Raw genomic sequence first — 25,431 nt, 5'->3', positions numbered from 1 at the left:
GCAAGATACTGTGGGAGTTCGTTCAGGATCACGCAGGAAACCCTTCGTGGGCCGCTTGGACCGAACAGGTGAAATGCCCGGATCCGCCGAACGCCCGCGGACGTCGGCGCGACTGTCGGAACGCCGCCGGTCCGTCAGGACGACGAGGTGCTCGAAAAAGATTCGCCCGCGCGGGGAGAACCGCCCTCCGGCGCGCACGGGACCGGTGACACGTCGCCGACCTCGGGAGATGTCATGGATGTCCTGCGCACCGAGCAGGAAGAAGACCGCGCCCTCGTGGTGCGGCTGGGTGAAGGGGATTGGAGCGCGCTCGACGCGCTCTACGGCCGGTACGCGCGGCCGGTCTTCCAGCGCTGCTGGCGGATCCTGCGGGAACGGACCGCGTCGTGGGAAACCACCCACGACACATTCGCCCAGTTCGTCGGGCACCTGCCCTGCCCCTGCGGGCGGCCCGCGCGCGAGTGGCTGCTGGAAACCGGGACCCGGCTCGCCGCCCGGAGGGCCACGCGATGACCGAAGCGGAGATCTTCGAGTACTGCCGCACCACCGTCCGGCGCTACCTGCGAAAGGGGCTGCCCAACCAGGCCGACCTCGACGACTGCGTGAGCGAGGTCGTCGTCCGCGCGCTGGAAAGCCTGCGCAAGGGGACCGAGCCGCTGGTGCTCGAAGCGTGGCTGAACGGGATCGCCGCCAACGTGCTCAAGGAGCGCTACCGCGCCAAGAACCGCGAAAGCGAACTGCCCGCCGAGTTCGAGCGGGAGCCGGGTGACCCGCAGCTGGAGCTGGCCCGGACCGACCTGCCGGAGCTGCCGTCGGAGTACGAGATCTTGCTCGGCAAGCAGCAGCTGTGGGACACCCTCGACGCCGCGACCCTCGGGATCGGCGCCGGCCTGGCCGCGGTCATGCGCACCCACATGCGGCTCACGTTCGAACGCGGGCGGCACGTCGTCGGCGCGGAATTGGCGGCCGAGCTGGGGCAGCCGGTCGAAATCGTGAACCGGCAGCTGCAGCGCTCCCGCGTCAAGATGTTCGACGCGGTCGCGGCGCTCGTCCTCGCCCGCACCGGGCGCGGCGACTGCGCGGGACTGCGGGACGTCCTGGCCGCCGAGCAGCTGACCGGCGGCCGCCGTCTCGTGCTCGGCCCGGAGCAGACGCGCGCGGTGCTCAAGCACGCCGCCGGGTGCGCGGTGTGCGCGACGCGCGCCGACGAAGCCCGCGACTACAGCCGCTGGGCCCTCGGTCCCGGGCTCCTGCGGCTCGGCGAAGACGACGAAGAGCGCCGCCGGGCGCTCGTCGCCCTGCTCGACCGCGCCGGCGAAGGCGGGCTTTCGCCGGCGCAGGCGCCCGCGGCGGCCGCGCTGGTCGTTCCGGTGCCGCTGGCCGGGCCCCGGCTGCTCACGTCCCGGCCGTCGCTGCTGCGCAAGGTGGACGCGGTGACGCGCTTCGTGCGCGACAACCCCGAGGTCGCCCACCGGATAGTCGCGGGCGCGGCGGGCGGGGTGGCCGTCGCGGCGACGATCGTGGCGGCGCTGCTGGCCCCCGGCGGGGAACACGACAGCGCGTCGCCGCGCCCCGGGACCACCACCGCGCCGGGCGCACCGGCGCCGGTGCGCAGCCCGGGCGCGATCCCGGCGGCCGTGACGGTGCCGCGGACCCCCGCTCCCCCACCGGAAACACCACCCGCACCGGCGAGCTCCGCGCCGCGGACGGCCACGGCACCCGGGTCCCCGGCCGCGCCACCACCCGCCGCCCCGGCGACCACCGCATCCGCGACCACCGCGCCGGTCCCGCCACCGGCACCGTCTTCGAGCGCGCCAGCCGCCACACCGCCGCCCACCACGGCCGCGCCGACGACCGCGCCACCCACCACCGCGCCACCCACCACCGCGCCACCCACCACCGCACCTCCCACGACCGCCCCACCCACGACGGCACCGCCCACCACCGCCCCACCCACCACGAGCACGCCGCCCAGCACCCCGGCACCGCGGCCGCAGGCGATCACGATCGACGCCACCGACGTCTCCTACACCACCTTCACGATCTCCCGCGTCGGCGTCCGGGACAGCCGTCAACGCCAGCAGCTGGACCTCACCCCCGGCGCATACACCCTCGCCACCCCGGCGGGCCAGGTGCTGAACTTCAGCGTCACCGCCGACTACCGGGTCCAGTACGACCCCGCCCTGGACGGCACGCTGTCCGGCCGGGACAGCTCGGTGCTGGCCGTGCACGGGCACGCCGTCACCTTCGACGTCACCGGCGTCGACTACTACAACATGGCGATCTCCGGCACCGGTTTCCCGGTGCCGCAACCGGTCCGGCAGCTCAAGCTGCTGCCGGGCGCGCACAACGTCGTGACGGCCAACGGGAACTCGCTGCCGTTCACCGTCACCGCCGAAGGCAAGGTCGCCTACGCCGCCGACCCGCGCGGGCTGCTGAGCGGCGCGGGTTCCGGAACGCTCGCCGTGCACGGGCTACCGGTCACGCTCGACTCGAGCGACACCGACTACGCCGGCATGACCATCAGCGGCGCGGGCTGGCCCGCGCCGCAGGCGGTCCGCACGTTCCGGCTGCTGCCCGGCACGCACTCCGCCGTGACGGCCAACGGGAACTCGCTGCCGTTCACCATCGCCGCGGACGGGACCGTCACCTACGCGGACGGCCTCGCGGGCCCGTTCACCGGCGCCGGCGGGAAAACCCTGAGCGTGCACGGCTTCCGCGTCACGCTCGACACCACCGGCGTCGACTACGACAACATGACCGTGAGCGGCACGGGCTGGCGGCCGCCGCAGGCCGTCCGCGAATACCGGTTGCTGCCCGGCGGCCACCGCGTGGTCGCGCACGACGGGCTCACCGTTCCGTTCACCGTGACCGCCGCCGGGCTCGTGCGGCCCGACCACCCGCTGCTCACCGGGACCGGGACGGTGCTGGCGGTGCACGGGCTACCGGTCACGCTGGACGCCACCGACGTCGACTACGCCAACGTCACGATCGAAGGGGTCGCGTTCGGCACGCCGCGGCCGCCGCGCACGGTGCGGATCTTCCCCGGCACCCACCGCGTGGTCACCAACGGCGGGCTGACCGTTTCCTTCACCGTCGACGACCGCGGGTTCGTGGGCTACGAACCGGGCCGGGAAGGGCTGCTGACGGGCCAGGGCAGCTCGACACTCGCCGTCCACGGGTTCCGGATCGGGATCGACGTGTCCGATGTGGACTACCAGAACGTCACGGTCAACGGCCTGCCGGACCCGAACCCGGGTGCACGCGCCACCGTCCGGCTCCTGCCCGGGGCGACCTACCTCGTCCTGACCGGTGGGCTGACCGTTCCGTTCGCCGTCACCGCCGAGGGGCGCGTCCAGTACGACCCGGGCCTGCGGGGGACGTTCACCGGCGAAGGCGGTACTTCACTGGCCCTGCACGGGTTCCCGATCACGGTCGACGCCTCCGCGTCCGGCTACCCGCAGTTCGGCGTCGGCGGCGTCGGCTGGTGGGACGCCCGGCAGGCCCGCGTCCTGCGGCTCGTGCCGGGCAGCCACTACGTCTCGATCCCGGGCGGGGACCGGCTGCTCTTCCAGTTGACGAGCACCGGCCACGTCGGCTACGACGCCACCGTGGACGGTGCTTTCGCCGGCCGTGACGGGACGACGCTCATCCTTCGCCCACGCGGCTGACGGGCACGCGGACCCGGCTCGCCCGGGCCGGGTCCGCGGTTTCCCGCAGCCACGCCAGGACGTCGACCTCCTTCACCCTGACCCGCACCGGCGCGTACCCGGCCGGGTCGATGCCCTTGTAGCCGTGCCGCACGACGCCGTCGTGGATCCGTTCCGACACCACGACCGCCAGGTCGGTGCCGCCCCGCCCGAGCTGCTCGTAGAGCGGTTCGCCGTCGACCAGCCGGCACGCGAGCTTGACGTCCTCGCTCACCCACCGCGGGCCGGCGCGCAGCAGCTCCCCCGCGTGCACCGCCAGCCGCAGCCGGATCCGCCAGGCCGGCGCGACGATGCCGTTGTACGCGCGCAACTCCGCGAGGAGCCGCGGCACGAACGGGTCCAGCAGGTCCGCTTTGGACACCCCGGCCGGGACGATGGCGAGGAGTCCGTCCCCGCGGTCCTGGATGGACAGCCGCCACCACCCGACCCCGGCCGCGCGGAAGGCGAGCCGCATCATCCTCGTCAGCGCGGCCCGCGCCCGCAGCTGGGCGAGGTTGTCCCAGCGGGACGATCCCGCGATGTCCACCACCACGATCGACCGGTGCACCGGTCCCCTCCGCACACTCCGCATCGGCTGCTCCCTTCTCGGTACAGCCTTCCCGTGGCGCGACGGGGGGCCATCTCCCCGGCGCGCGGAAGAAATTTCGGGGCGTTTCGAGGACACTGGGAATCCGGACACGGGAGGAGCGAAACCGATGACCGATCCGAACACCCGCCGGTTCCTGCACGGCGCCGCGGAACTGCTGCTGGCGGGCCCGCAGTGGCGCGCGGGCGAGCGGATCGACCTGCGCGTCGTCGAAGGCGGCTTCGCCACCGTCGTGGCGCCGGACCTGCGGGTGGCAGGCGGCGAGCTCGTCGCGCCCGGCACGCGGGTGGCCCTGCACGGGCGGTCGTTCACCGAGGTGGCGGCGGCAGCGGGGATCGAGGCGGGCGCGCCGGCCGGGGTGTACGGCGACGGCCCGGGCGTCGACGCCGGCGAGGTCATCACGCTGGACCCGGCCGCCGTGGCCGTCCTGATGCGTGCCTTCGCCGACGGCGACCGCGCCCTGCGGGACTTCGCGCCGGACGTCGTGCCGGCCCTGTGGCCGGAGCACTTCGACGTCGCCATCACGCTCGACGAGGTGAACTACGGCGTCTCGCCCGGGGACGGCCACCTCGCGGAGCCGTACGCGTACGTCGGCCCGCACGAGCGGCGGGAGGGCGCGTTCTGGAACGCGCCGTTCGGTGCCGCGCGGCCGCTCGCCGGACTCGGCGGGGCCCCGGCGATCAAGGCCTTCTTCGACGAGGGCCGCGCGGCTTCGGTCAGCCCTGGGCGGTGAGCTCCAGCAGGCGGCCGGTGAGGTCGAGGTGCTCCTCGACGCTGCCGGTCAGGTAGGTGAGGTCGACGAAGACCTCGTCCGGCTCGAGCACCGACACGATCTTGACGACGGACTCGGCGATGGCCTCCGGCTTGGTCTCCGGACCGGCGTTCACCCGCAGCGCGACACCCAGCGCCCCCGGGTCGCGGCCCGCCTGCTCGGCGCCGGCGCGGAGCTTGGCGAGGGTGTCGGTCAGGACGTTCGCCGGGAACTGCTCGGGCACCGACCAGACGGGCAGCCACCCGTCGGCCCGCTCGGCGACGCGCCGCAGCGCCTTCTCCCCGAACCCGGCCAGGTGCACCGGCGGCTTCCGGACCGGCTTGAGGTCGACGTGGCTCTCGGCGATCGTGTAGCCGGCGCCGGTGTGGGACACCAGGTCCTGCGTCCACCACTTGTCGAGCAGGTCGAGCAGGTCGTCCAGCCGCTTGCCGCGCTCGGACATCGGGATCCCGACGGCGTCGTACTCGTCCGGCGACCAGCCGATGCCCAGCCCGGGCAGCAACCGGCCGTTGCTGGCGACGTCGATGCTGGTCAGCAGCCGGGCGAAGTTCGCGGCCTGGTACTGCGTGGCGTTGATGGTGCTGGACCCGAGGATCGCGGTCTCGGTCACCGCCGCGGCGACGGCCAGCGCGGTGAACGGGTCCTGCGCGGTGTGGAATTCCTCGGGCATGGTGTCGTAACCGGGGTAGGCGACGACCGGGGCGACGGGCGACAGCAGCCGGTCACCGACCCAGAGACTGGCCGCCCCCGCCTGCTCGGCCGCCTTCGCGTACCGCGCGATCCCACCCGGAGTGGCCGCCGCCTTGCCGAAGACCGGAAGGCTGAAACCAAGACGCATGATTCTCCCCTGAAGAGTCAACGGACCGTGCCGGCCCTGTTGCCACTAGTACTCGCATCTGGTTGCGTGTTCAAGCAGTTCGGGGATCTTCGATCCCGGCCGCCCCATCGGGGCCGGGCGCGCGTGGGCGCGGCCGGCACCCCCGGCCGGCGCGCGGAGCCGGCCACCCCGGGCCGAAACCGCCGCCCGGCAACCCCTGTCCCACAGTTCGGAAAACCCTTATCCGCGGGTCGTCAACCCCTGTTCACCGCCATTTCCGGATAGGAGCCGGACATCTTGACACGGTGATCGGCCGTCAGGCATCGTCGAGAGACGTAGGCCACATTTCCTGCTTTTCCTCCGCGTAGACGAACCCACGGAGAATGAATCATGACGAATATCAAGGTGACGCTTTCCGGTGGTCCGGCCGAGCTGATCGAACGGCACCGCGAATGGACGGTCGGCAGCATCGGCGAAGTCGCGAAGGTCAGCTTCGGCGCCGGTTACGAGCACTTCTCCCACGAAGGCGAGTTCACGACCGGCAGCGAGGGCGACCGGGTACCGGTGTTCGCCTGGTGCGGCCGCACCAGAGTCGCCGAGTGACCTGCGGGACCAGCCGGGTCTCCACCCCGATCTCCACCCCGCGGAGGTCCTCCTCCACCCGTGCCCGGGGCTAGTTTCCTTCCCGTCGGGCGCCGCGGCGAAGCGGCGCCAGCACCGAAGGGAATCCGCCATGGGTGAAGTGCTCGGTTTCATGCTGCTTCGTTTCGCCGTCATCGGCGGCGGGATCGTGCTGCTGATCCTGCTGCTCGGCGTGGTCGTGTTCGCGCTCAAGAAAGCGGGCCGGTACGACCGGGCGAAGGAGGTCGGCGGCAAAGCGCTCGATTACCTGAACGAGCGCGGCAAATCGTGACCGGTCAATCGTGGTCGAGGCCGTGGCGCACGGCGTAGCGCATGGCCTCGATCCGGTTGCGGGCGCCGATCTTGGCGAACGCGTTGTTGATGTGCGTTTTCACCGTCGTCTCGGCGACGAACAGCGCGGCCGCGATCTCGCCGTTGCTCAGCCCGGAGGTGATCAGGCCGAGCACCTCGGCCTCCCGCACGGTGAGCCCGTCCGGCAGGCTTTCCCCGCGCGGGACGGCTTTCCGCGCACCCGGGTCGAGCAGCACGCCGGCCACCCGCCGCGAGACCTCGGCCCCGAACGTCAGCTGCCCCGAAGCCACGGCCCGCAGCGCGGCGCCGATCTCGGCGCGGCCGGCGTCCTTCGTCAGGTACCCGCGCGCCCCGGCGGCCAGCGCGCCGGCGATCGACGCGTCGTCCGCGTAGGTCGTCAGCACCACGACGGCGACGTCCGGGTGATCCCGCGTGATCCGCCGGGTCGCGTCGGCCCCGCTCAGGACCGGCATGTTCAGGTCCATCAGCACGACGTCGGGCGCGAGCCGCGCGACCAGCTCGAGCGCCTGCGCCCCGTCCGCCGCGGTCCCGGTCACCTCGACACCGTCGAGCAGGCCCAGCAGCGCGGCCAGTCCTTCACGCACGGCCTGCTGGTCATCGGCCACGATCACGCTGATCGGCCGCGGCTCGCCCATGGTCCCCTCCCGCGCCGTCACCACCCGGCACGCTACCACCCATCGGCCGGGGTCCACTGTGGATGACGGTTCCACCAGAATGGCCGGGTGCCGACCAGTGAACGCGTGCGGGCCCGGTGGTGGCGGCTCGTGCTCGTGGCGGCGGCGATCGCCGTGGTCCCCTTCGCGCGGAACGACCCCTTCGCGGCGGTCTTCGGCCTGCTCCCGGTCCTCGTCTGGGCTTGCGCACCCCGCTCACCCTGGACCGGCGTCGTCCTGGTGGCACTGCCGGCGTGGTTCGTGGTCCCCCGCGAACTCGACGCCACCGGGCCGTGGGTCCCCGCCGCGATCGAGGTCCACTGGCTTCACCCGCTCCTGGCCGCGGTCGCGTGGGCGGCCCTCGAGCGACGGCACTTCGGGCGCCTCGCGGCCTTGGTGCTCACCGGGTTCGTCGTCACCGCCGGCGTCCTGGTCGCCGGCTGGGAGAGGGCTCCCGGCGACGAAGGGGTGTCGCCCGGCCCGCCCGGGCTGCGGATCGCGGAGGACATCGACTGCGGCTCGGGCGGCTGCTGGCGGGTCCTGACGGCCGCCGGCGACCGGGCTCCGGAAGTCGTGGCCGGGTACCTGATCGCGAAGAACTTCACGCCCGCGCCGCCCAGCGGAATCACGCGGGTGCCCCGCTTCTGCCGGACCACCGGGCTCCTGGTGAACCACCGGACGTGCGCCGAGATCCGCCCGCTGGGGCCGGACTCGGCGCGCGTCGAGTGGTACGTCGACTGACCCGGTCAGCCCGGCGCCACCGCCCGCCCGGTCGACGGCGAGATCATCCCCGCGCACAGCCCCCGGCTCGCCAGGTTCTGCGCGATGCGCGGGATCGCCGTCAAGGTGTTGGCCGGCCATTCGTGCATCAGGATGATCTGGCCGTTCTGCAGGCGGCCGTTGGCCGCGACGATCGCGTCGACGCTCGCGTTGTTCCAGTCCTGGGAATCGACGTCCCAGATGATCTGGCGGAGGCCGTACTTCGCTTCCACCGCCTGGACCGTCGCGTTCGTCTCCCCGTACGGCGGGCGGAACAGCCGGGGGGTGCCGCCGCCCGCGGCCGCGATCGCCTGCTGCGTGCGGGAGATCTCCGAATCGACCTGCGACTGGCTCTGCTGGGTCAGGTGCGGGTGCGTGTAGCTGTGGTTGCCCACCCACATCCCGGCGCTGACCTGGGCGCGGACCTGGGCCGGGTACGCGGCCGCGTACTGGCCCTCGTTGAACATCGTGGCGCGCAACCCGTTCTGCCGCAACGCGTTCAGCAGCGCCGGGGTCTTCCCGGACGACGGCCCGTCGTCGAACGTCAGACCGACGTACCCGCCGCACGCCGCCGCCTGGGCCGGTGCGCCCGCGCACACGCTCGCCGCGGCCAGTACCGCGGCCGTCAGCAGGATCCTCGTCCCACGCATGGTCAGCCCACCGTCAGGTTCGAGTTGCCGCTGCTCTGGTAGCCCTCGGTCGCGAGGATCATGTAGTAGTTGAAGCTGCCCAGCCGCATGCCGTAGCGGGCCCACGCGTCGAAGTGGTTGCCGGTGGTGATGGTGCCGCCGGTCTTCTTCTGCTGCCGGACGCTCCAGTACTGGTTGAACGTCTTGGTCCCCTCGACGGACGGCGCGTTGTAGCGGGTCGTCTGGTAGACGTCGTAGGTGCCGCCGTCGCTGGTCACCGTGCCCTTGTACGTCCCGGTGGGCCGGTAGGTGCCCCAGTTGTCGACGATGTAGTACTCGACCAGCGGGTTGGACGTCCAGCCGTAGAGCGCCAGGTAGCCGTTGCCGGAGGGGTTGAAGCTGCCGGAATAGTTCACGGTCCGGCGGCTGCCGTTGCTCCAGCCCTTGCCGCCGACGAAGTTCCCGACGTTGCTCCAGTTCATCCGGTAGTTGCCGCCCGAGCCGAGCGTCATGCTGACCGAGCCGCCGCCGTCGGTCCAGAACGAGTAGTAGTACCCGTTGTTGTTCCCGGTCTGGCTGGTGGTGATGACGGTGTCGGCCCTGGCGGTGCCGGGCAGGAAGGTGGCGATCAGCGCCAGGACGGCCCCACCGGCGAACACCCTGCCGCGGCCGCGTTTCTTGGTGAGCATGCTTCCTCCTCGTCGAGGACTGGGGATGGCGAAAGCATGCGAGCAGCACCCGTGGTGGGGCAATAACTTTCGGAAAGTTTCGATGCTCCCGCGTCCCGGTGATTCCGTCAACCCCTATGAATTCAGGGGGAATTGCCGCTCCCGGAAAGCGCTAGCGTGGGCGCCGCACTGTTTCCTACCCAACGGGGGGTTCCCATGAAACGCATTGCGGCGACCGCTGCGCTCGGTCTGGCTTTCGCGGCCCTGCCCCTGGTGGCCGGCCCGGCGTCCGCGTCGGAGTCGGTCACCTGCGGCAACTACGCGACGCAGGGGGCGTCCGGCCCCAACGCGCGCGACTACTACTGGGGCAACTGCGGTTCCGCCGCCACGAAGATCAACGTCTACGCACTGACCTACGGCGGTGCCTTCAAGACGTTCTACGGCGAAAAGTGCGTTGCCGCGGGCACCGCGGCGCTGATCGGGCGGACGACGCAGTACCTCGTGTCGTCCTACACCGGCGAGGACACCGGCACGGCCTGCTGAAACCGGTGCGGGGTGGGCCGCCCGGCCCACCCCGCACCTCCCTACTCCCGCAGCCCGATCGCGTCGATCGGCCGGGCGCGCAACGCCACCCGCGTCGCGACCCCGATCGCGACCATCCCCAGCAGCACCGCGCCGCCGGTGATTCCGAAGTAGACGGACAGCGGGCCGGCCGGCAGCGGGGTTCCCCGCAGCCCGGCGTTGAGCAGCGCGAGCGGCACCACCGCGACGAGCGTCCCGAGCACCACCGCGATGCCGACCGTGGCCACGGCTTCGAGCCGCATCATGCGGGTCACCTGGCGGCGCGTCGTGCCGACCAGCCGCAGCAGCGCGAATTCGCGGCCGCGCTGCGCCGTCGTCAGGACCAGGGTGTTGGCCACGGAAATCGCGAGGTACCCGACGATGACGCCGACCGCGACGAGGTTCAGGTAGAACTGCGCCTGCCGGTCGCCGCCCTGCGGCGCGGACGCCGAGGCCGCCGGGGCCACCACCAGGCCCGGGTACGGCAGCCCGCGCAGAGCCGAGGCCACCGCGCCCGCGTCCGCCCCCGGTTCGCGCCGGACCAGCACCGAATCGTCGAGGCGGCCGCCGGTGTGCTGCCGCGCCAGCTCGACCGGCAGCACGAAGTCGCCGAACGCCAGGTCGCGGGTGTACGTGGCCACCAGCCGCAGCTTCGCGGGTACGCCGTCGCCGAAGTAGAACTCGACCTCGTCGCCGATCTTCTTGTCCAGCCAGTCCGCTTCCGAACGGCTCAGCGCCACGGTGCCGCCGGTCAGGTCGGTGAGCCGCCCGGCGTCGACGCCGAGCTCCAGCGCGCCGCCGGCCTGGTCGGCCGCCAGTCCCTGCGCCGGTTTCCGCTGCACTTCGACGCTGTCGCCCACGGTCGACGCGGTGAGCACCGACGTCCGGACCACCGGCGTCGCCACGGCCACGCCCGGCACCCGGCGGACCGCCGCCGCGACCTCCGGCGAAACACCCGCCGGGCCGGAAAGGACGTAGTCCGCGGTCGTCGACCGCTCCGCTTCCTGCCGCGCGGCTTCCGTGCTCGACGTCTGGCTGTAGAACGTGGCCAGCGCGAAGGCCACCGCCAGCATCAGCGGGGTGACGGCGGCGGCGACGCGCCGGGCGTTGGCGTGGGCGTTCGCGCCCGCCAGGTACCCGCTGATCCGCCAGACGCGCGCCAGCACCGGCGCGAGGAACCGCACCACCAGGCCGGTCACCTGCGGGCCGACCACGGCCAGCCCGATGACGACGACGAGCGTCGCCATCGTCGAGGTCGCGGTCGCCGCGTCGCCGCGGAGGAACAGCGGGACCAGCGCGCCGCCGAACCCGGCGAGCACCAGGCCCCAGCCGGTGATCAGCCGGCCGCGGCCGAGCTCGCGCCGTTCGACCGCGGCCTCGGTCAGGGCTTCGACCGGGTTGATGGTCGACGGCCGCCGTGACGCCGCCCAGGCGGCCAGCCGGGCCGCGCCCAGGCCGAGCAGGACGGCGGCGGCCAGCGGGACGGGGCTGATGGCGAGGCCGAAGTCGGCCGGCACCACGCCGATCGCGGCGAAGGCGTCCCGCAGCCCGGACGCGACCGCGAGCCCCAGCAGGCTGCCGAGGACGCCGGCGACGAGCGCGATCAGCGTCGTCTCGGTGCCGATGAGCTTGCGGATCTGCCGCGGGGTCGCCGCGACCGCGCGCAGCAGCGCGAACTCCCGCCGCCGCTGGTTGATGGTCAGTGCGAGGGTGCTCGCCACCACGAACACCGCGACGAGCAACGCGAACCCGCCGAACGAGCCCGCGATGGCCAGCAGCAGCGTCCGCGTCTGGCTGACGTCGAGGAACTCGATGCTGCTGCGCTCGACGCCGGTGGTCACCTCGGTGCCGGGCGCGGCCGCGCGCACCCGCTCGGCGAGGGTCTCCGGCGCGGTGCCGGGATCGGCCAGCACGCCGATCGCGTGCGCCTGCCCGGGCCGTCCGGCCAGCTCCACGGCCCGTTCCGGGGTGAAGAACAGTGCCGACTGCCGGGACATGGCGTCGACGACACCGCTCACCCGGAACTCGGCCGGTGCCGAGCGCGTCGCGATCCGCACCTGCCCGCCGACGCCGACCCCGGCGTCGGCCGCCAGCGCGGCGTCGAGCACGACCTCGCCGGGAGCCGCCGGGGCCCGCCCCTCGCGCAGGGTGAAGGGCGCCAGCCCGGCGGCGTCCCAGTTGTGGCCGAGCGACTGCGTGCCGCCGAGCACCCGGCCGTCGCCGGTCACGACCTGCGCCGGGAAGCTCTGCTCCGCCACCGCCGCCCGCACCCCGGGCAGCCCGGCGATCCGCCCGGCCAGTTCCGCCGGGACCGACGGCTGCTCGCCGACCTGCTCGAACGCAAGCGCGTCGGCCCCCGGCGGGCGCACGGTCTGGGCGCCCCCGACGACGACGTCCGCGGCGGCGTACCGCTGGGTGGGGACTCCGGCGCGCAGGCCGGACTCCATGAGGACCCCGCAGGCCGCCACGAGGGCGGTCCCGCACAGGATCGCGATGAAGGCGCCGGCGAACCCGCCGAGCCGGCTCCGGATCGTCTGCCAGGCGAGGGACAGCACGCTCACCACTCCCCGAGGTGCGTCATCCGCTCCGCGACCCGCTCGGGGGTCGGGTGCGGGAGGTGGCCGGCCAGCTTGCCGTCGGCCAGGAACAGCACGCCGTGCGCGGCCGAGGCCGCGACCGGGTCGTGGGTGACCATCAGGACGGTCTGGCCCATGCCCTCGACGACGTCGCGGAGCAGGTCCAGCACCTGCCGCCCGGTGCGGGTGTCGAGCGCGCCGGTCGGTTCGTCGGCCAGCACCACCTCGGGCCGGGTGACGAGCGCCCGCGCGATCGCGACGCGCTGCTGCTGCCCGCCGGACAGCTCGGCCGGCCGGTGTTCCAGCCGCTTCGCGATCCCCACGCCCTCGACGACCTCGCGCAGCCACCGCGGGTCCGGCTTCTCACCGGCCAGCCGCAGCGGCAGCGTGATGTTCTGCAGCACGTTCAGCGCCGGCAGCAGGTTGTAGGCCTGGAAGACGAACCCGATCCGGGTCCGCCGCAGCCGCGTCAGCTCGCTCTCCTTCAGCCGGGCGATTTCGGTGCCGCCCAGCAGCACCCGCCCCGACGTCGGCCGGTCCAGCCCGGCCGCGCAGTGCAGGAAGGTGCTCTTGCCGGAGCCGGACGGCCCCATCACCGCGGTGAACGTGCCGCGCGCCACCCCCGCCGACACCCCGTCGAGCGCGACGACCGCGCCGTCACCGGAGCCGTAAACCTTGCGCACGCCGGCCAGTTCCACGGCATACGTTGCTGTCATTGCGATCCCCTTCGTTCCGTCCACTCGAAACTAGGTCGGCGGGCGCCCGCGTTCGATCCCGTGCGCGGGTGGATCCGGGGTAGCGCCAGCACCACCACGGCGGTGTGGTGCGACACTGGCGGCGTGACGACCCGCTTGCGCGAGTGCTGGTCGGCGGCTCGTTACCTCGTGGTCGGCGCCGGCACCTCGCTGCTGTCGATCTTCGCCCTCGTGGGGCTCCTCGCCGTGCTCCTGCTGTGCCCGTTCGGCGTCGGGATCCCGTCGCTGGCCCCGGCGATCCGGCTGTCGCGGTGGCCGGTCGGGGTCGACCGCCGCCGGGCCGCGCGGGCGCTCGGCGAGCCGATCCCCGAGCCCTACCGGGACGGCTCGCCGCTGAAGGACCCGGCCACCCGCCGCGACCTCGCGTGGCTGGCGATCCACGCCGCGACCGGGGTGTTCCTCGGCTCGCTGGCGATCGGCCTCCCGCTCGGCGTGGTCCAGCAGCTCGTCACGGCCTTCGTGTGGCCGGCGGTGCCCGGCGGGATCGAGGGTTCCGTCGGGCTGGTGGTGAACTCGTGGCCGCGCGCCGGGCTGACGCTCCTGGTCGGCGCCGCCTTCGGCGCGGCGACCCTGCTGCTGCCCCGGCTCGCCCGCTGGCAGGCCCGGACCGCGCGGTCGTTGCTCACCCCGGGCCCGGGCGTCGTCCTCGCCGACCGGGTCGCCGAACTGACCGCGACGCGGGCGGCGGCGCTGGAGGCGCACGGCGCCGAGCTGCGCCGCATCGAACGCGACCTGCACGACGGCACGCAGGCCCGGATCGCGGCGGTCGTGCTGCAGCTGGGCGTCGCCGGCCAGCTCTACGACCGCGACCCGGCCACCGCGCGCGAACTGCTGGTCAAGGCCCAGGACACGGCGACCGACGCGCTGGCCGAGCTGCGCACGGTGGTCCGCAGCATCCACCCGCCCCTGCTGAGCGAGCGCGGCCTGGCCGGCGCGGTCCGCGCGCTGGGCGAGCGCAGCCCGGTCCCGGTCGCGGTCACCGTTTCGGATGACACCGGGCGCCCGGCCGCGGTCGAGGCGGCCGCGTACTTCGTCGTCGCGGAGGCGCTGGCCAACGTGACCAAGCACGCCGACGCGTCGCAAGTGGACATCGAGCTGAGCGGCCCGCCCGGGTTGCTGCGCCTGGAAATCCGCGACGACGGCCGGGGCGGTGCGGACGAGTCCGCCGGGAGCGGACTCGCCGGGATCCGCCGCCGGGCCGAGGCTTTCGACGGAACCCTTCGGTTGACGAGCCCACCCGGTGGGCCGACCGTGCTGCGAGTGGAGCTGCCATGCGGGTCGTGATCGCCGAGGACGACGCGCTGCTGCGCGAAGGTCTCGCGCTGCTGCTGAAGACGTCGGGCATCGAGGTGGCCGCCGCGGTCGACAACGCCGAGGACTTCCTCGCGTTCGTCGAAGGCGACCGCCCGGACGCCGTCGTGATGGACGTGCGGATGCCGCCGACCCACCGCGACGAGGGGCTGCGCGCCGCCGTGCGGGCGCGCGAGATCCACCCGGGCCTGCCGGTGCTGGTGCTGTCCGCGCACGTGGAGACGAGCTACGCGGTCGAGCTGCTCGCGGACGGCGTCGGCGGGGTCGGCTACCTGCTGAAGGAACGCGTCGGCAAGGTCGAGCGGTTCATCGACGCGCTCCAGCGGGTCGCCAAGGGCGGCACGGCGATGGACCCCGAGGTGATCGGCCAGCTGATGGCCCGCCGCCGGGCCGCGGATCCCCTGGCCGCGCTGACCGCACGGGAGCGCGAAGTGCTGGCGCTGATGGCCGAGGGCTACAACAACAGCACGATCGCGGAGCTCCTCGTCGTCAGCGACGGCGCGGTGCTCAAGCACATCCGCAACATCTTCGCGAAGCTCGGCCTGCCCTCCGACGAAGGCGGCGGGCACCGGCGGGTGCTGGCCGTGCTGGCGTACCTGCAGCGGGACGCGGGGTAGCGCAGGCACCACCCCGCATCCGGGTGCTGACGGCATCGAGGACGGCCCGCCGGATCCCTAACGTTCCCGGCATGACGAACGAAAACGCACCCGCCCGCACCGCCGTCCCCGTCCTCCTCTGGCTCGTCCTGCTCGTCAGCGGGATCACCAACGCCGCCGGCCCCCTGATCGGGCTCGACTTCACGGTCCGGATGGTGGCCGGCGGCATCGCGGTCGTGGCGATCGCGGGCTTGGTCACCCACTACGTCCGGCGCCGCCGGGCGTGAACCAGCAGCGCCGCGGTGACCAGTGCCGCGGCGGCCCAGAACGGGCGTGCCTGCGTCCCGGCGAGCACGGGACCCGCGGCGGCCCCGACGTTGAACGCCGCGGTCGCGTAGGACCCCTTCATCGTCGGGGCCCCCTCGGCCAGCCGCAGGATCCGGGCGATCACCGTGCCGCCGACCGCGAACGACAGCGAGCCCTGGGTGAACGCCAGTGCCACGAGCACCGCCGGGACGTGCGCGGCCAGTGCCAGGGCGACCCACCCGGCGAGCAGGAGCGGTCCCCCGGCGGCGACCACCCGGCCGGGCCACCGGTCGGCGAGCCGCCCGGCCGCGGTGATCCCGGCGAAGCACCCCACCCCGAAGGCACCGAGCACGACCGGCACCGGGGCGACGCCCTCGGCCACCGGCGCCAGGTAGGTGAAGACGCCGAAGGTGGCCGCGTTGACGAGCGCGCCGACCAGCAGCACCCCGGACAGTCGCCGCAGCTCGGCCAGTTCGGCCCGCAACCCGGCCGGCTTGGAACCCGCGGCGGCACCGGGGATCCACCAGACCGCGGCGAACGCGGGCAGGCACAGCACCGCGACCGCCCAGAACGCCGGCCGCCACCCGAGCAACGCCCCGCCGGGAATGCCGGCGACGCAGGCGACGGTCGTGCCACCCAGCAACACGGCGAGCGCGCGACCGGGCCGCTCCAGCGCGGCGGCCGCGGTCAACGCGACGGCGAGGAAGCCCGCGTTGGCGATCGCGGCCACCAGCCGCGTCCCGACGAGGACACCGAACGAGGTCGTGAGCCCGCCGACGACGTGCATCGCGACGAAGACGGCGAGGAAGCACACGAGTGCGGTCCGCCGTCGCCACGACCGGGAGAGCGCGGCCATCACCGGCGCGCCGACGACCATGCCGGCGGCGAACGCGGACGTCAGGTAGCCCGCCTGCGCAAGCGAAACGTCGAAGGCGGCGGCGATGCCGGGCACGAGCCCGGCGAGCATGAATTCGGACGTGCTCATGGCGAACACGGCCACGGCTAAGAAGTACAAGGGCACGGAAGCTCCAGGGATCACGAGATCGACGGGACGATTTCGTGGTCACCCGGGGACCCGGGAACGGGGAGTTATCGGGCCGCCGGGATGACCGGCAGCCCGGCCTTGGACGCTTCGGGGCTCGACACGGGATCGAGGTTAGCCGATGCGCGGAGAGCGGGCACCGGATTTCGCCGGGGAACAGCATCGCGACCGGCGGTGCGCCACCTTGCGCGAATCGGGATTTCGTGTCCACAGTGGCCTCCCGCTAGCTTCGGATCCATGGAGTGGAACTTTCGGACGGCCGGCGAACTCGCGGCCGCTTTGCGTGCCGGTGAAGTGACTTCGGTGGACCTGACCGACGAGGCGATCGCCCGTATCGAACGCGAAGACAAGGCGATCAACGCGATCTGCGTGCCGGACTTCGACCGCGCGCGGGCCGCCGCGCGCGAGGCCGACCGGGCGCGGGCCCGCGGCGAGGACCGGCCGCTGCTCGGCATTCCGGTGACGGTCAAGGAGTCCTACGACGTCGCCGGGCTCCCCACGAGCTGGGGTATGCCGCAGCACCGCGACCACGTGCCGGCCGAAGACGCGGTCCAGGTGTCACGGCTCAAGGACGCGGGCGCGGTGGTGCTGGGCAAGACCAACGTTCCCTTGGGGCTGCAGGACATCCAGAGCTTCAACGAGATCCACGGCACCACCGCCAACCCGTGGGACCCGGATCGCACGCCGGGCGGTTCCTCCGGCGGCTCGGCGGCGGCACTGGCGGCCGGCTTCGGCGCGCTGTCCATCGGCTCCGACCTCGCCGGTTCGCTGCGCACCCCCGCGCACTTCTGCGGCGTCTACGCGCACAAGCCGACGCTCGGACTGGCGGCCACCCGCGGCATGACCCCGCCGTCCGAGCCGGTCCTGCCGGTCGACCTCGACCTCGCCGTGGTCGGGCCGATGGCGCGCACCGCCCGCGACCTCACGCTCCTGCTCGACGTCATGGCCGGCCCGGACCCGCTGACGCACGGCAAGGCGTACAAGGTGACGTTGCCGCCCGCCCGCCACGACCGGCTCGGCGACTTCCGGGTCCTGGTCCTCGAGGACCACCCGCTGATCCCGACCGGATCAGCCGTGCGGGCGGGCGTGCACCGGGTGGCCGCCGCGCTCGCCGGCAGCGGCGCCCGGGTCGAACGGCACAGCCCGCTGCTGCCCGACCTGACCGAAGCCGCGACGCTCTACATGCGGTTGCTGATTTCGGGCTCCGTCGCGCGTTTCCCCATCGAGTCGCTCGAGCAGCCGAGCGCGGACGACGAGAGCCTCGGCGCCGTGCGGCTGCGCGCCATGGCTTCCAGCCACCACGACTGGCTCGAGGCGAACCACCGCCGCGAACTCCACCGCCACGGCTGGCGGCGGCTGTTCGCCGAATTCGACGCGGTGGTCTGCCCGATCACGCCCACTCCCGCTTTCCCGCACGACCACCACCCCAATCCGATGGAACGCCGCATCGACGTCGACGGCGTCGCGTACCCGTACTTCGACCAGCTGGTCTGGGCGGGGCTGGCCACCATGCCCGGCCTGCCCGCCACGGCGGTACCGGCGGGCCGGTCCCCCGAGGGCCTGCCGGTCGGGGTGCAGCTCATCGGCCCGATGTTCGAGGACCGCACCCCGTTGCGGCTGGCGGAACTGCTGGAGGAGGAGATCGGCGGCTTCCGGGCACCCAGGTAGGCCGGGTCACCAGGGGATGACGCCGTCGTCGTTGCGGAAGGAGCCGGTCGGTCCGCCGTCCGGCAGGGTGGCGAGGCGGATCGCGGTGGCGGCGGCCTTGTAGGCCCCGAGCCTCCGGCCGCGACCGCTCGGCGTCAGCGGATCGCCTCCGTTGCCCCGGCACCGCGCCCAGGAGCTTCGCCGAAGGTCCGCCGGTAGGCGCCGGGGGTGGTGCCGAGGTGAGCCCGGAAGCGGCGGCGCAGGTTGACGGCCGAGGCGAGGCCGACCCGGCGGGCGATGGCTTCCACCGGAAGGCTGGTTCGTTCCAGCAGCACCCGTGCCGCGTCGAGACGCTGGTCGAGCAGCCACTGCCCGGGGCTGGTGCCGAGTTGTCCGGTGAACCGCCGGGCGAGGGTCCGGCTCGACACGCCGGCGCGTGCGGCGAGCCTGCCGACGGTCAGCGGGGTGCCGAGCCGGGCGGTGGCCCACTCCAGCACGGGCGCCAGCGACTCGTCCGCCATGGCCGGGGCCGGCCGGGTGGCGTACTGGAGCTGGCTGCCCCGCCGGTGCGGCGGCAGCACCATGTTCCGGGCGATCTCGGCGGCGTAGGCCGCGCCGTGGTCGGACCGGACGAGGTGCAGGCACAGGTCGATGCCCGCGCCGGTGCCGGCGCTGGTCGCCACGTCGCCGTGGTCGACGTACAGCACCTCCGGGTCCACCCGCACCCCGGGGAAGGCGGCGGCGAGCTGGGCGGTGTGGCGCCAGTGCGTGGTGGCGCGGCGGCCGTCGAGCAGTCCGGCCCGCGCGAGGACGAACGCCCCGGTGCAGATGGCGACGATCCGCGCCCCGCGCCGGTGGGCGGCGCGCAGTGCCTCGGTGACGGCAGGCGGCACCGGTGCGCCGGCCGGCTCCCAGCCGGGGACGACCACGGTGTCGGCCTCCCGCAGCGCCGACGGCCCCGCGTCGACGTGCACCGGGTAGCCGGCGGTGGTCCGCAGCGGACCGGGACGCTCGGCGCAGATCCGGAAGTCGTAGCGGGCGGGGACACCCGGCGGGGTGGTGCCGAAGACCGCGCCGGCGCAGGCGAGTTCGAAGGGTGACTGGGGTGCGTTGAGCAGGGCTACCACCCGGTGCCGGTTCATGGCAGGAAAGTACCCATGGGTGTCTTTGTCGACACTCGGCCGCGAGGCCGCTCCGGGGAACAGTGGGATCCATGGGTGCGACGACGGGAACGGGCGTGCAGAGGACCACGGTTCAGGTCGACGGCGAACCGGTCAGCTACCTGACCGCGGGGCAGGACGGCCCGGCCGTGTTGCTGCTGCACGGAACGTATTGGAGCCGGGTGTGGCTGCCGGTGCTCGGCCGCCTCGCGGAGGCGGGTCTGCGGCCCATCGCCGTCGACTTCCCCGGACTCGGGTACTCGGGCGGCGAGCTCATCCCGGAAACGGCCGCGATCCCGGCGCTGGCGGACTGGGTGGCGCGATTCGTGTCCGCGATGGAGATCTCCGGGCCGGTCGCGGTGGCGGGTCACGACATCGGCGGCGCCGTCGCCCAGCACCTCCTCGCCCGCGATCGGCTGGAGGTGTCCCGGCTGGCCCTGGTCAACTCGGTCACCTACGACTCCTGGCCGGCGCCCCACGTGGCCCGGCTGCTGGACCGGGCGGTCACCGCCGACGAGTTCCTCGCCGCCCGCCGGGAGGCCGTGGCGACGGACCTGGCCGGTGCCGCCACCGAGCAGCGGATCGCCGGCTACCTGGCTCCGTGGACCGATCCGCGGGTCCGCCGTTCGTGGCTGGCCATGGCGAGCGCGGCCGACAGCCGCTACACCCTCGGCCTCGTCCCCGCGCTGCGGCGGTCCACGACGCCCAAATTTCTGGTCTGGGGCGAGGACGACCGCTTCGAAAAAGTGGCGTACGCCGAGGAGTTCGCCCGGGAGATCCCGGAAACCACGCTCCTGCGCATCCCGGCGGCGACGCACATCCGCACCGAGAACGCCCCCGGCCGGGTCGCCCGCGCACTCATCGATTTCTTCGTCGCGTAGGCCGCGCGTTTCACTGGCCGGCGAAGCTCTTTTCCGCCGCTTCCAGCCGGGGTACCGCGATGCCCAGCCGTCGCGCTTCGGCCAGGGCGTCGCGGCAGACCTCCCGAGGCTCCTCGGCTCCGGGGTCGGCGTGGCCCTCGAAACTCCGGCGCACCAACGGGATATGGACGGTCAGCCACGCGAACGCGGGCGCGGTCAGCCAGGTCGGCGCCCGGTAACCCAGCGTGGCACGCCGGTGGCGTCGCAGGTCGACACCGCGCGCCTCGAGCACCGGCAGCAGCTCGCGGGCGGCCAGCAGCGCCTCGCGCAAGTCGCCGGTCGCCCCCGGCAGGTCGGCCAGCGTGCCCAGCCGCAAGCCCTGCGAGTGCAGGCCGGCGTTCATCAAGAAGTGGAGCCACAGCCAGACGCGGAAATCGCGTTTCTCCCGCAACCGGAAGCCGGCCTCGCGAAAGACCCGCCGCGTGGCCCTTTCACGCTCGTTCGGTGGCCGGTCGAGGGTGCCGAAGACGACCGCGGGCAGCAGCGTCCCGCGGAGCACGCCGTCTTCGCCGAAGCCACCGCCGGCCAGCGGGAAGCCCCACGCGACCCGATCGACGGGAAGTGCACCGATCGCGGCCAGCGGCTCGGCCCAGATGTTGCCGAACACCAGCACCGTGGCGTTGCCGATGCGCGGCGCCAGGAACGCGGCCGCTTCCGCGAGGCGGTGGTGCGGCACGCTCAGCACGATCAGGTCGAAATCGTGGTCCGGCGTCAGCTGCTCGCGGTAGCGCACCGGCCAAGCCTCGACGACGCGCTGGCCCCACACCCGCCTCCGCGCGTCGAGCAGATCGAGCTCCACGGCCTCCCCGTAAGCCGCCGCGCGGCCCGGCCGGACGTAGAACTCGACGTCGTGCCCGGCTTTTTCCAGCGCCCAGCCGTGCACCGTGGCGATCACGCCCCGGCCGAACATGAGGATCTTCACGCGCACCTCGTCGGGTATGATGAAACTGGAGGTCATCTCCACTTACCACGCTATGGAGGGAGTGCCCGCTTGTCAACGCGAGGTGGCGGATGACCGCCGGCAAGCCACTGCGTGCCGACGCCCGGCGCAACCGGGACGCGGTGCTGGCCAAAGCACGCGAAACCTTCGACGACGGAACCTTCTTCGAACTGCGCTTCGACGACTTCGCCCGCTTGGCCGGAGTGGGCACCGGCACGCTGTACCGCCACTTCCCGACGCGGGAAGCACTGGCCGAGGCCGTCTACCGCGAGGAAGTCGCGACGTTGTGCGCCCGCGCCCGCCGCCTGCAGGCCGAGCTGCCCGCGGCGGAGGCCCTGGCGAGTTTCCTGCGTGACATGGTCGGCTACATCGACGCCCACCAGGGCCTCGCCCGGACCCTGTCCACCCTCATGGCGACCGGCACGGGCACCCTCGCCGAGGGCAGCCGGGAACTGGAGCAGGCCGTCACCGACCTGGTCACCGCCGCGGTGGCGGAGGGCACCATCCGCAGCGACGTGACGGCCGGTGCAGTGATGATGGCCCTGCACGGAATCGGCGCGGCACACGACCGCCCCGACTGGCGAGCCGAAGCCGACGGCGTCATCACCCTCCTGCTGGCCGGACTGCGCCGGTCACCTTGAGGAGAGGCGAAGAGCGGGCCGTTGCGTCCGCGCGGAACGTGTCCCTCTCGGCCCGGGTGATGGACAAGGCCGAGATCAGCGGTCAGGTCGGCGTCAGCCGGCGAAATGGGTCTGGCTCAGTGCGAGGAGCTTCCGCTGGGTGGCGGGGTCGTGGGACACCGGCGGAGTGCTCGATTCCGTGTCACGGCTGAAGTAGCGGCCGGTGACCCCGGCCATGGCGGGGTCGGTCGCGATGCGTGTCGCGCTTTTCGCTCCTTCGGCAGGGGTGAGCAGGCTGCGGCGGATCAAGGTGCGCACCGGGCGGAGAAGCGGGGGCACGAGGTCGTCGATGATGTCGGTGGCGACGATCCCCGGGTGCAGCGCGTTGACGGTCACTCCGTCGGCGGCGAGGTCGCGGGCGAGGGCGTAGCCGGCGGTGACGGTCATGAGCTTGGCGCGTGCGTAGGCCTCGAACGGCGCGAACCCGGCTGCGGGATTGAGTTCCGCGAGGTCGCCGACGCCGGTCAGGTCGAGAGTCGCCGGGCGGGGCTTGCCCGCGAACTTGATCTGCCGGGTGTCGTTGAGGGTGTCGCTGGCGACGTTCACGATGCGGGCCCGGCCACGTCGCAGTGGCGCGTCCAGCAGGGTGGTGAGGCCGTAGGCGGCGAGGTAGTCGAGGGCGATGTGCATCTCGACGCCGTCGGCCGAGACGCGGTGTTCCGAGTAGTGCGCGCCGGCGTTGTTGACGAGGATGTGGATCCGGTCGTAGCGGTCCAGGATGGTCGTTGCCGCGGTCACGACGTCCGCGCGCCGGGACAGGTCTCCGGCGATCACGTCGAGCCGGTTCGCCGCCGGGGCGCCGATGCGTGCGCGCAGAGCGTCCGCGCGAGCGGGATCGCGGGCGACGGTGACCACGTGCGCACCGGCGCGGACGAGGTCGGCAGCGATGACCTGGCCCATGCCGCCGGTCGCACCGGTGACGACGGCGACCTTCTCCGTCAGGTCGGGGATGGCGGCGTTCACCGGACCACCCGCGGGTGGGCGTGGGTGTACTGCGGGGTTTCGGCTTCGTCGACCAGGAAGGCGGCGAGGTCGGCGCGGCCGACGGCACTCCACAGCCGGATCCGCAGGTCGGTGCCGGCCCGGTACTTCCCGATCCGGTCGCCGTCCGACAGCTTCGGCGGCCGGACGATCGTCCACTTCAGACCGGAGGCGGTGATGAGCGGCTCCATCGTTTCCTTGTCGCGCATGCGGTCGGCCACGTTCGCCCACACCGCCCGGGAGTACAGCGACTTGTCGCGCGTCTCCAGCACGCCGTGCGCGCTGACGGCGATCAAGCGGTCGACCCCGGTCGCTTCCATCGCCGCGACCGCGGAGCGGACGCCGTCGGTGCAGACCGTCGTCGGCCCCTTGTCCGCTCCGCCCAGCGCGCTGATCACCACGCTTGCGCCCGGCAGGGCACGCGCGAGGGCCGCGGCGTCCGTGATGTCGGGCCAGGTCACTTCGTCAAGTCCTTCGCTCGGCGCGGAGGTTCCCGCGCGGCGGGTCAGCGCGACCACGCGGTGCCCGCGCCGCAGCGCCGTGGACACCACGTGCCGGCCCGTGGCACCCGTTGCCCCGAGGACGGCCACCGTCATCTGTGATACAGATTGTCTCATACTTGGATGATGGACGCTCCCCGCACTTCGAGTCAAGTTGTCTCATAGGATTGGTTCGTGACCAGCGAGACGGATCCCCGAGCCGTGCGAAGCCGCGAAGCGATCTTGAACGCGGCCCGCGAGCTCCTGCTGGAGAGCGGCCCGGCCGCGGTGACGCACGTGCAGGTCGCCGACCGCGCGGGAGTGGGGCGCGCGACGGTCTATCGCCACTGGCCCCGAGCCGAGTCCCTCCTCCTCGAGGCCATGGCCACGGTCCCGATGCCGTTCCTCGCCGAGCCCACCGCGCCGACCCGGGAGTGGCTGCGCCGGGAACTGACGGCGATCGCCCGCCAGCTCGAGCTCGACGACGTCCGCGCCGTGTCCACGACCCTGGCCAACACGGCCCTGTGGGACGCGAACATGGACACCCGCCGTGCACAGTTCGCCGGCATCCTCGCCGACCGGCTCGCGGCCGCCCTCGACGACGCCCAGGCACGCGGCGAGCTCACCCTCGCGCTCACCAGCCGAGACGCGGCCGCCGTGGCCATCGGACCGATGTACTACCGCAGCACCATCGAGCGGGCCCCGATCGACTCTGCTCTCATCGAGGTTGTCGTCGCCGGCCTCGGCACCTGGTCCACCGACCAGTGAGCTTCCGGAGTGGCTCGACGCGATAACCGGTGGACCGGCACGGGCGACCCGCCTAGTCTTCCGTCGACCGCACGGCCTTCCGTCCGAAGAGGTGCATTTCATGAATGTCCGCGTAGCCCGGCCGACGACGGCCGACTCAGCGCCGGCCACTGTGAACCACCCCTTGGACGTGAGGAATCCCCGAAGTGGATCTACCCCGTAGCTTCACCATCCGCGAGAGCAGCCACCGCATCCACAACCCGCTCACCAGCCGGAAACTGGCTGCGCTGGGCGAGGCGCTGAACCCGCCACCCGGCACCCGGGTGCTCGACCTGGCCTGCGGCTCGGGTGAGCTGCTGTGCACCTGGGCCCGAGATCACCGCATCACCGGAACCGGCGTCGACATCAGCACCGTGTTCCTCGCCGCGGCCCGGGCCCGAGCGATCGAGCTGGAGGTCGCCGAACAGGTCACGTTCACCCACGGCGACGCGTCGGGCCACGTCGCCGGCGACCCGGTCGACATCGGGGCGTGCGTCGGAGCGATCTGGATCGGCGGTGGTGTCGCCGGCACCGTGGACCTGCTCCGACGCAGCCTGCGCCCCGGCGGCCTGATGCTGATCGGCGAGCCGTACTGGCGCCGGGAGCCCCTGGACCAGGCCACCGTCGAAGGCTGTCACGCCACCAGCGCAGACGACTTCCGCCTCCTCCCGGAACTGCTGGAACAGTTCGGGGAACTGGGATGTGACGTCGTGGAGATGGTCCTGGCCGACCAGGACAGCTGGGACCGCTACGTCGCGGCTCAATGGCTCAACACCCGCCGCTGGCTGGACGCGCATCCCGACGACGAGCTGGCCGAGCAGATGCGCGCGGAGCTCACCGCCGCTCCGGCGCGCCACGCCCGATACCAACGCGAATACCTCGGCTGGGGCGTCTTCGCCCTGATGAACCGCTGATACCAGCGATGTGAGTGCGTCCCGGTGCCCCGACATCGGGACGCACTCACATCGGCATGAGCGGATGTTCGGAGAGGTGAACAGGCCGCGGTGGTCGTGTCGGCGCCACCACGCCGCCGATCCGGGACGTCTTCGGCGAGCGGATGCTAAGTCGAGCAGGCGGCAGCAGGTCGTAACGGGTTCGGTGGTCTTGGCGACCTTCCCGGCAATGGGCACGACGTGGCTGCAG

The 25,431-nt window shown here is 73.0% G+C and carries 27 protein-coding genes; 15 read left to right on the top strand and 12 right to left on the bottom strand.

Annotation, left to right across the window (positions count from 1 at the left end):
* The first annotated feature begins 234 nt into the window (after positions 1 to 234).
* Both AB5J73_RS19640 and AB5J73_RS19635 read left to right on the top strand, forming a co-directional pair.
* The gene (locus AB5J73_RS19640) at positions 235 to 513 is read left to right on the top strand and encodes a hypothetical protein (protein ID WP_370971127.1); all 279 of its coding nucleotides are present in this window, start codon (positions 235 to 237) and stop codon (positions 511 to 513) included.
* Complete coding sequence (locus tag AB5J73_RS19635) at positions 510 to 3,671, top strand: sigma factor (protein WP_370971126.1); 3,162 nt, start codon at positions 510 to 512, stop codon at positions 3,669 to 3,671. The genes AB5J73_RS19640 and AB5J73_RS19635 overlap by 4 nt, the downstream gene beginning before the upstream one ends.
* Here AB5J73_RS19635 and AB5J73_RS19630 read toward each other — a convergent pair.
* On the bottom strand, positions 3,649 to 4,281 hold the full coding sequence (locus tag AB5J73_RS19630) for a hypothetical protein (protein ID WP_370971125.1): 633 nt from the start codon (positions 4,279 to 4,281) through the stop codon (positions 3,649 to 3,651). The genes AB5J73_RS19635 and AB5J73_RS19630 overlap by 23 nt on opposite strands.
* A gap of 124 nt (positions 4,282 to 4,405) precedes the next feature.
* Here AB5J73_RS19630 and AB5J73_RS19625 point away from each other — a divergent pair, with 124 nt between their 5' ends.
* Entirely contained in the window at positions 4,406 to 5,029 is a 624-nt protein-coding gene (locus AB5J73_RS19625) for a hypothetical protein (protein ID WP_370971124.1), read from the top strand.
* On the opposite strand, the gene AB5J73_RS19620 is transcribed toward AB5J73_RS19625, so the two are convergent.
* Complete coding sequence (locus tag AB5J73_RS19620) at positions 5,013 to 5,906, bottom strand: TIGR03619 family F420-dependent LLM class oxidoreductase (protein ID WP_370971123.1); 894 nt, start codon at positions 5,904 to 5,906, stop codon at positions 5,013 to 5,015. The genes AB5J73_RS19625 and AB5J73_RS19620 overlap by 17 nt on opposite strands.
* Before the next feature lie 369 nt (positions 5,907 to 6,275).
* Between AB5J73_RS19620 and AB5J73_RS19615 the strand changes: the two genes are divergently transcribed.
* Both AB5J73_RS19615 and AB5J73_RS19610 read left to right on the top strand, forming a co-directional pair.
* The gene (locus AB5J73_RS19615) at positions 6,276 to 6,488 is read left to right on the top strand and encodes a DUF5988 family protein (RefSeq protein WP_370971122.1); all 213 of its coding nucleotides are present in this window, start codon (positions 6,276 to 6,278) and stop codon (positions 6,486 to 6,488) included.
* 130 nt (positions 6,489 to 6,618) lie between these two features.
* On the top strand, positions 6,619 to 6,798 hold the full coding sequence (locus tag AB5J73_RS19610) for a hypothetical protein (protein WP_370971121.1): 180 nt from the start codon (positions 6,619 to 6,621) through the stop codon (positions 6,796 to 6,798).
* Positions 6,799 to 6,802: 4 nt separating this feature from the next.
* On the opposite strand, the gene AB5J73_RS19605 is transcribed toward AB5J73_RS19610, so the two are convergent.
* Entirely contained in the window at positions 6,803 to 7,474 is a 672-nt protein-coding gene (locus tag AB5J73_RS19605) for a response regulator (protein ID WP_370973236.1), read from the bottom strand.
* 87 nt (positions 7,475 to 7,561) lie between these two features.
* On the opposite strand from AB5J73_RS19605, the gene AB5J73_RS19600 reads away from it, so the two are divergent.
* Complete coding sequence (locus tag AB5J73_RS19600) at positions 7,562 to 8,233, top strand: hypothetical protein (RefSeq protein ID WP_370971120.1); 672 nt, start codon at positions 7,562 to 7,564, stop codon at positions 8,231 to 8,233.
* 5 nt (positions 8,234 to 8,238) lie between these two features.
* On the opposite strand, the gene AB5J73_RS19595 is transcribed toward AB5J73_RS19600, so the two are convergent.
* Complete coding sequence (locus tag AB5J73_RS19595) at positions 8,239 to 8,901, bottom strand: polysaccharide deacetylase family protein (RefSeq protein ID WP_370971119.1); 663 nt, start codon at positions 8,899 to 8,901, stop codon at positions 8,239 to 8,241.
* A 2-nt stretch (positions 8,902 to 8,903) separates the two neighbouring features.
* Positions 8,904 to 9,569 (bottom strand): glycoside hydrolase family 11 protein, encoded by a 666-nt coding sequence (locus tag AB5J73_RS19590; protein ID WP_370971118.1) that lies wholly within the window; start codon positions 9,567 to 9,569, stop codon positions 8,904 to 8,906.
* Positions 9,570 to 9,764: 195 nt separating this feature from the next.
* Between AB5J73_RS19590 and AB5J73_RS19585 the strand changes: the two genes are divergently transcribed.
* Complete coding sequence (locus tag AB5J73_RS19585; RefSeq protein ID WP_370971117.1) at positions 9,765 to 10,091, top strand: hypothetical protein; 327 nt, start codon at positions 9,765 to 9,767, stop codon at positions 10,089 to 10,091.
* Positions 10,092 to 10,132: 41 nt separating this feature from the next.
* Here the strand turns inward: AB5J73_RS19585 and AB5J73_RS19580 are convergent, their stop codons facing one another.
* Both AB5J73_RS19580 and AB5J73_RS19575 read right to left on the bottom strand, forming a co-directional pair.
* Positions 10,133 to 12,673 (bottom strand): FtsX-like permease family protein, encoded by a 2,541-nt coding sequence (locus tag AB5J73_RS19580; protein WP_370971116.1) that lies wholly within the window; start codon positions 12,671 to 12,673, stop codon positions 10,133 to 10,135.
* Entirely contained in the window at positions 12,667 to 13,401 is a 735-nt protein-coding gene (locus tag AB5J73_RS19575; protein WP_370971115.1) for an ABC transporter ATP-binding protein, read from the bottom strand. The genes AB5J73_RS19580 and AB5J73_RS19575 overlap by 7 nt, the downstream gene beginning before the upstream one ends.
* Before the next feature lie 123 nt (positions 13,402 to 13,524).
* Between AB5J73_RS19575 and AB5J73_RS19570 the strand changes: the two genes are divergently transcribed.
* The 3 genes from AB5J73_RS19570 to AB5J73_RS19560 all read left to right on the top strand — a co-directional run bounded on the left by AB5J73_RS19570 (position 13,525) and on the right by AB5J73_RS19560 (position 15,634).
* On the top strand, positions 13,525 to 14,724 hold the full coding sequence (locus tag AB5J73_RS19570) for a sensor histidine kinase (RefSeq protein WP_370971114.1): 1,200 nt from the start codon (positions 13,525 to 13,527) through the stop codon (positions 14,722 to 14,724).
* On the top strand, positions 14,712 to 15,368 hold the full coding sequence (locus AB5J73_RS19565; protein WP_370971113.1) for a response regulator: 657 nt from the start codon (positions 14,712 to 14,714) through the stop codon (positions 15,366 to 15,368). The genes AB5J73_RS19570 and AB5J73_RS19565 overlap by 13 nt, the downstream gene beginning before the upstream one ends.
* A gap of 71 nt (positions 15,369 to 15,439) precedes the next feature.
* Complete coding sequence (locus AB5J73_RS19560) at positions 15,440 to 15,634, top strand: hypothetical protein (RefSeq protein ID WP_370971112.1); 195 nt, start codon at positions 15,440 to 15,442, stop codon at positions 15,632 to 15,634.
* Here the strand turns inward: AB5J73_RS19560 and AB5J73_RS19555 are convergent.
* Complete coding sequence (locus AB5J73_RS19555; RefSeq protein WP_370971111.1) at positions 15,610 to 16,638, bottom strand: MFS transporter; 1,029 nt, start codon at positions 16,636 to 16,638, stop codon at positions 15,610 to 15,612. The two genes, AB5J73_RS19560 and AB5J73_RS19555, sit on opposite strands and share 25 nt — an antisense overlap.
* A gap of 294 nt (positions 16,639 to 16,932) precedes the next feature.
* On the opposite strand from AB5J73_RS19555, the gene AB5J73_RS19550 reads away from it, so the two are divergent.
* Positions 16,933 to 18,363 carry an amidase gene (locus AB5J73_RS19550; protein ID WP_370971110.1) on the top strand — a complete coding sequence of 477 codons (1,431 nt, stop codon included), beginning with the start codon at positions 16,933 to 16,935 and terminating at the stop codon, positions 18,361 to 18,363.
* Positions 18,364 to 18,497: 134 nt separating this feature from the next.
* Here the strand turns inward: AB5J73_RS19550 and AB5J73_RS19545 are convergent, their stop codons facing one another.
* Positions 18,498 to 19,484: a GlxA family transcriptional regulator gene (locus AB5J73_RS19545; protein WP_370971109.1), complete on the bottom strand. Its 987-nt coding sequence runs from the start codon at positions 19,482 to 19,484 to the stop codon at positions 18,498 to 18,500.
* 71 nt (positions 19,485 to 19,555) lie between these two features.
* Here AB5J73_RS19545 and AB5J73_RS19540 point away from each other — a divergent pair, with 71 nt between their 5' ends.
* Positions 19,556 to 20,383, top strand: coding sequence for an alpha/beta fold hydrolase (locus AB5J73_RS19540; protein WP_370971108.1), 828 nt, complete (start codon positions 19,556 to 19,558; stop codon positions 20,381 to 20,383).
* A gap of 10 nt (positions 20,384 to 20,393) precedes the next feature.
* Here the strand turns inward: AB5J73_RS19540 and AB5J73_RS19535 are convergent, their stop codons facing one another.
* On the bottom strand, positions 20,394 to 21,344 hold the full coding sequence (locus tag AB5J73_RS19535; RefSeq protein ID WP_370971107.1) for a ketopantoate reductase family protein: 951 nt from the start codon (positions 21,342 to 21,344) through the stop codon (positions 20,394 to 20,396).
* 89 nt (positions 21,345 to 21,433) lie between these two features.
* Between AB5J73_RS19535 and AB5J73_RS19530 the strand changes: the two genes are divergently transcribed.
* Positions 21,434 to 22,003 carry a TetR/AcrR family transcriptional regulator gene (locus tag AB5J73_RS19530; protein ID WP_370971106.1) on the top strand — a complete coding sequence of 190 codons (570 nt, stop codon included), beginning with the start codon at positions 21,434 to 21,436 and terminating at the stop codon, positions 22,001 to 22,003.
* A gap of 93 nt (positions 22,004 to 22,096) precedes the next feature.
* On the opposite strand, the gene AB5J73_RS19525 is transcribed toward AB5J73_RS19530, so the two are convergent.
* Positions 22,097 to 23,005 carry an SDR family NAD(P)-dependent oxidoreductase gene (locus AB5J73_RS19525; RefSeq protein WP_370971105.1) on the bottom strand — a complete coding sequence of 303 codons (909 nt, stop codon included), beginning with the start codon at positions 23,003 to 23,005 and terminating at the stop codon, positions 22,097 to 22,099.
* On the bottom strand, positions 23,002 to 23,619 hold the full coding sequence (locus AB5J73_RS19520) for an NAD(P)-dependent oxidoreductase (protein ID WP_370971104.1): 618 nt from the start codon (positions 23,617 to 23,619) through the stop codon (positions 23,002 to 23,004). Before AB5J73_RS19520 ends, AB5J73_RS19525 begins: the two co-directional genes overlap by 4 nt.
* A 78-nt stretch (positions 23,620 to 23,697) precedes the next feature.
* On the opposite strand from AB5J73_RS19520, the gene AB5J73_RS19515 reads away from it, so the two are divergent.
* Together AB5J73_RS19515 and AB5J73_RS19510 are read left to right on the top strand one after the other, a co-directional pair.
* Entirely contained in the window at positions 23,698 to 24,270 is a 573-nt protein-coding gene (locus AB5J73_RS19515) for a TetR/AcrR family transcriptional regulator (RefSeq protein ID WP_370971103.1), read from the top strand.
* Between the two features lie 185 nt (positions 24,271 to 24,455).
* Complete coding sequence (locus AB5J73_RS19510) at positions 24,456 to 25,202, top strand: cyclopropane-fatty-acyl-phospholipid synthase family protein (protein WP_370971102.1); 747 nt, start codon at positions 24,456 to 24,458, stop codon at positions 25,200 to 25,202.
* Positions 25,203 to 25,431 lie beyond the last annotated feature (229 nt).

It is taken from the genome of Amycolatopsis sp. cg9, from assembly GCF_041346945.1.
Lineage (GTDB): Bacteria > Actinomycetota > Actinomycetes > Mycobacteriales > Pseudonocardiaceae > Amycolatopsis.
Note: the sequence above shows the minus strand (reverse complement) of the source record. Positions and strands in the feature narration are given on the sequence as shown.

Excerpts from the sequence above, each read along its gene's own strand:
- AB5J73_RS19585 (WP_370971117.1), top strand. The coding sequence starts at position 9,765 with ATGAAACGCATTGCGGCGACCGCTGCGCTCGGTCTGGCTTTCGCGGCC.
- AB5J73_RS19630 (WP_370971125.1), bottom strand. The coding sequence starts at position 4,281 with ATGCGGAGTGTGCGGAGGGGACCGGTGCACCGGTCGATCGTGGTGGTG.
- AB5J73_RS19560 (WP_370971112.1), top strand. The coding sequence starts at position 15,440 with ATGACGAACGAAAACGCACCCGCCCGCACCGCCGTCCCCGTCCTCCTC.
- AB5J73_RS19640 (WP_370971127.1), top strand. The coding sequence starts at position 235 with ATGGATGTCCTGCGCACCGAGCAGGAAGAAGACCGCGCCCTCGTGGTG.
- AB5J73_RS19575 (WP_370971115.1), bottom strand. The coding sequence starts at position 13,401 with ATGACAGCAACGTATGCCGTGGAACTGGCCGGCGTGCGCAAGGTTTAC.
- AB5J73_RS19620 (WP_370971123.1), bottom strand. The coding sequence starts at position 5,906 with ATGCGTCTTGGTTTCAGCCTTCCGGTCTTCGGCAAGGCGGCGGCCACT.
- AB5J73_RS19555 (WP_370971111.1), bottom strand. The coding sequence starts at position 16,638 with ATGAGCACGTCCGAATTCATGCTCGCCGGGCTCGTGCCCGGCATCGCC.
- AB5J73_RS19590 (WP_370971118.1), bottom strand. The coding sequence starts at position 9,569 with ATGCTCACCAAGAAACGCGGCCGCGGCAGGGTGTTCGCCGGTGGGGCC.
- AB5J73_RS19610 (WP_370971121.1), top strand. The coding sequence starts at position 6,619 with ATGGGTGAAGTGCTCGGTTTCATGCTGCTTCGTTTCGCCGTCATCGGC.
- AB5J73_RS19625 (WP_370971124.1), top strand. The coding sequence starts at position 4,406 with ATGACCGATCCGAACACCCGCCGGTTCCTGCACGGCGCCGCGGAACTG.
- AB5J73_RS19530 (WP_370971106.1), top strand. The coding sequence starts at position 21,434 with ATGACCGCCGGCAAGCCACTGCGTGCCGACGCCCGGCGCAACCGGGAC.
- AB5J73_RS19520 (WP_370971104.1), bottom strand. The coding sequence starts at position 23,619 with ATGACGGTGGCCGTCCTCGGGGCAACGGGTGCCACGGGCCGGCACGTG.
- AB5J73_RS19540 (WP_370971108.1), top strand. The coding sequence starts at position 19,556 with ATGGGTGCGACGACGGGAACGGGCGTGCAGAGGACCACGGTTCAGGTC.
- AB5J73_RS19605 (WP_370973236.1), bottom strand. The coding sequence starts at position 7,474 with ATGGGCGAGCCGCGGCCGATCAGCGTGATCGTGGCCGATGACCAGCAG.
- AB5J73_RS19595 (WP_370971119.1), bottom strand. The coding sequence starts at position 8,901 with ATGCGTGGGACGAGGATCCTGCTGACGGCCGCGGTACTGGCCGCGGCG.
- AB5J73_RS19565 (WP_370971113.1), top strand. The coding sequence starts at position 14,712 with ATGCGGGTCGTGATCGCCGAGGACGACGCGCTGCTGCGCGAAGGTCTC.
- AB5J73_RS19635 (WP_370971126.1), top strand. The coding sequence starts at position 510 with ATGACCGAAGCGGAGATCTTCGAGTACTGCCGCACCACCGTCCGGCGC.
- AB5J73_RS19545 (WP_370971109.1), bottom strand. The coding sequence starts at position 19,484 with ATGAACCGGCACCGGGTGGTAGCCCTGCTCAACGCACCCCAGTCACCC.
- AB5J73_RS19615 (WP_370971122.1), top strand. The coding sequence starts at position 6,276 with ATGACGAATATCAAGGTGACGCTTTCCGGTGGTCCGGCCGAGCTGATC.
- AB5J73_RS19550 (WP_370971110.1), top strand. The coding sequence starts at position 16,933 with ATGGAGTGGAACTTTCGGACGGCCGGCGAACTCGCGGCCGCTTTGCGT.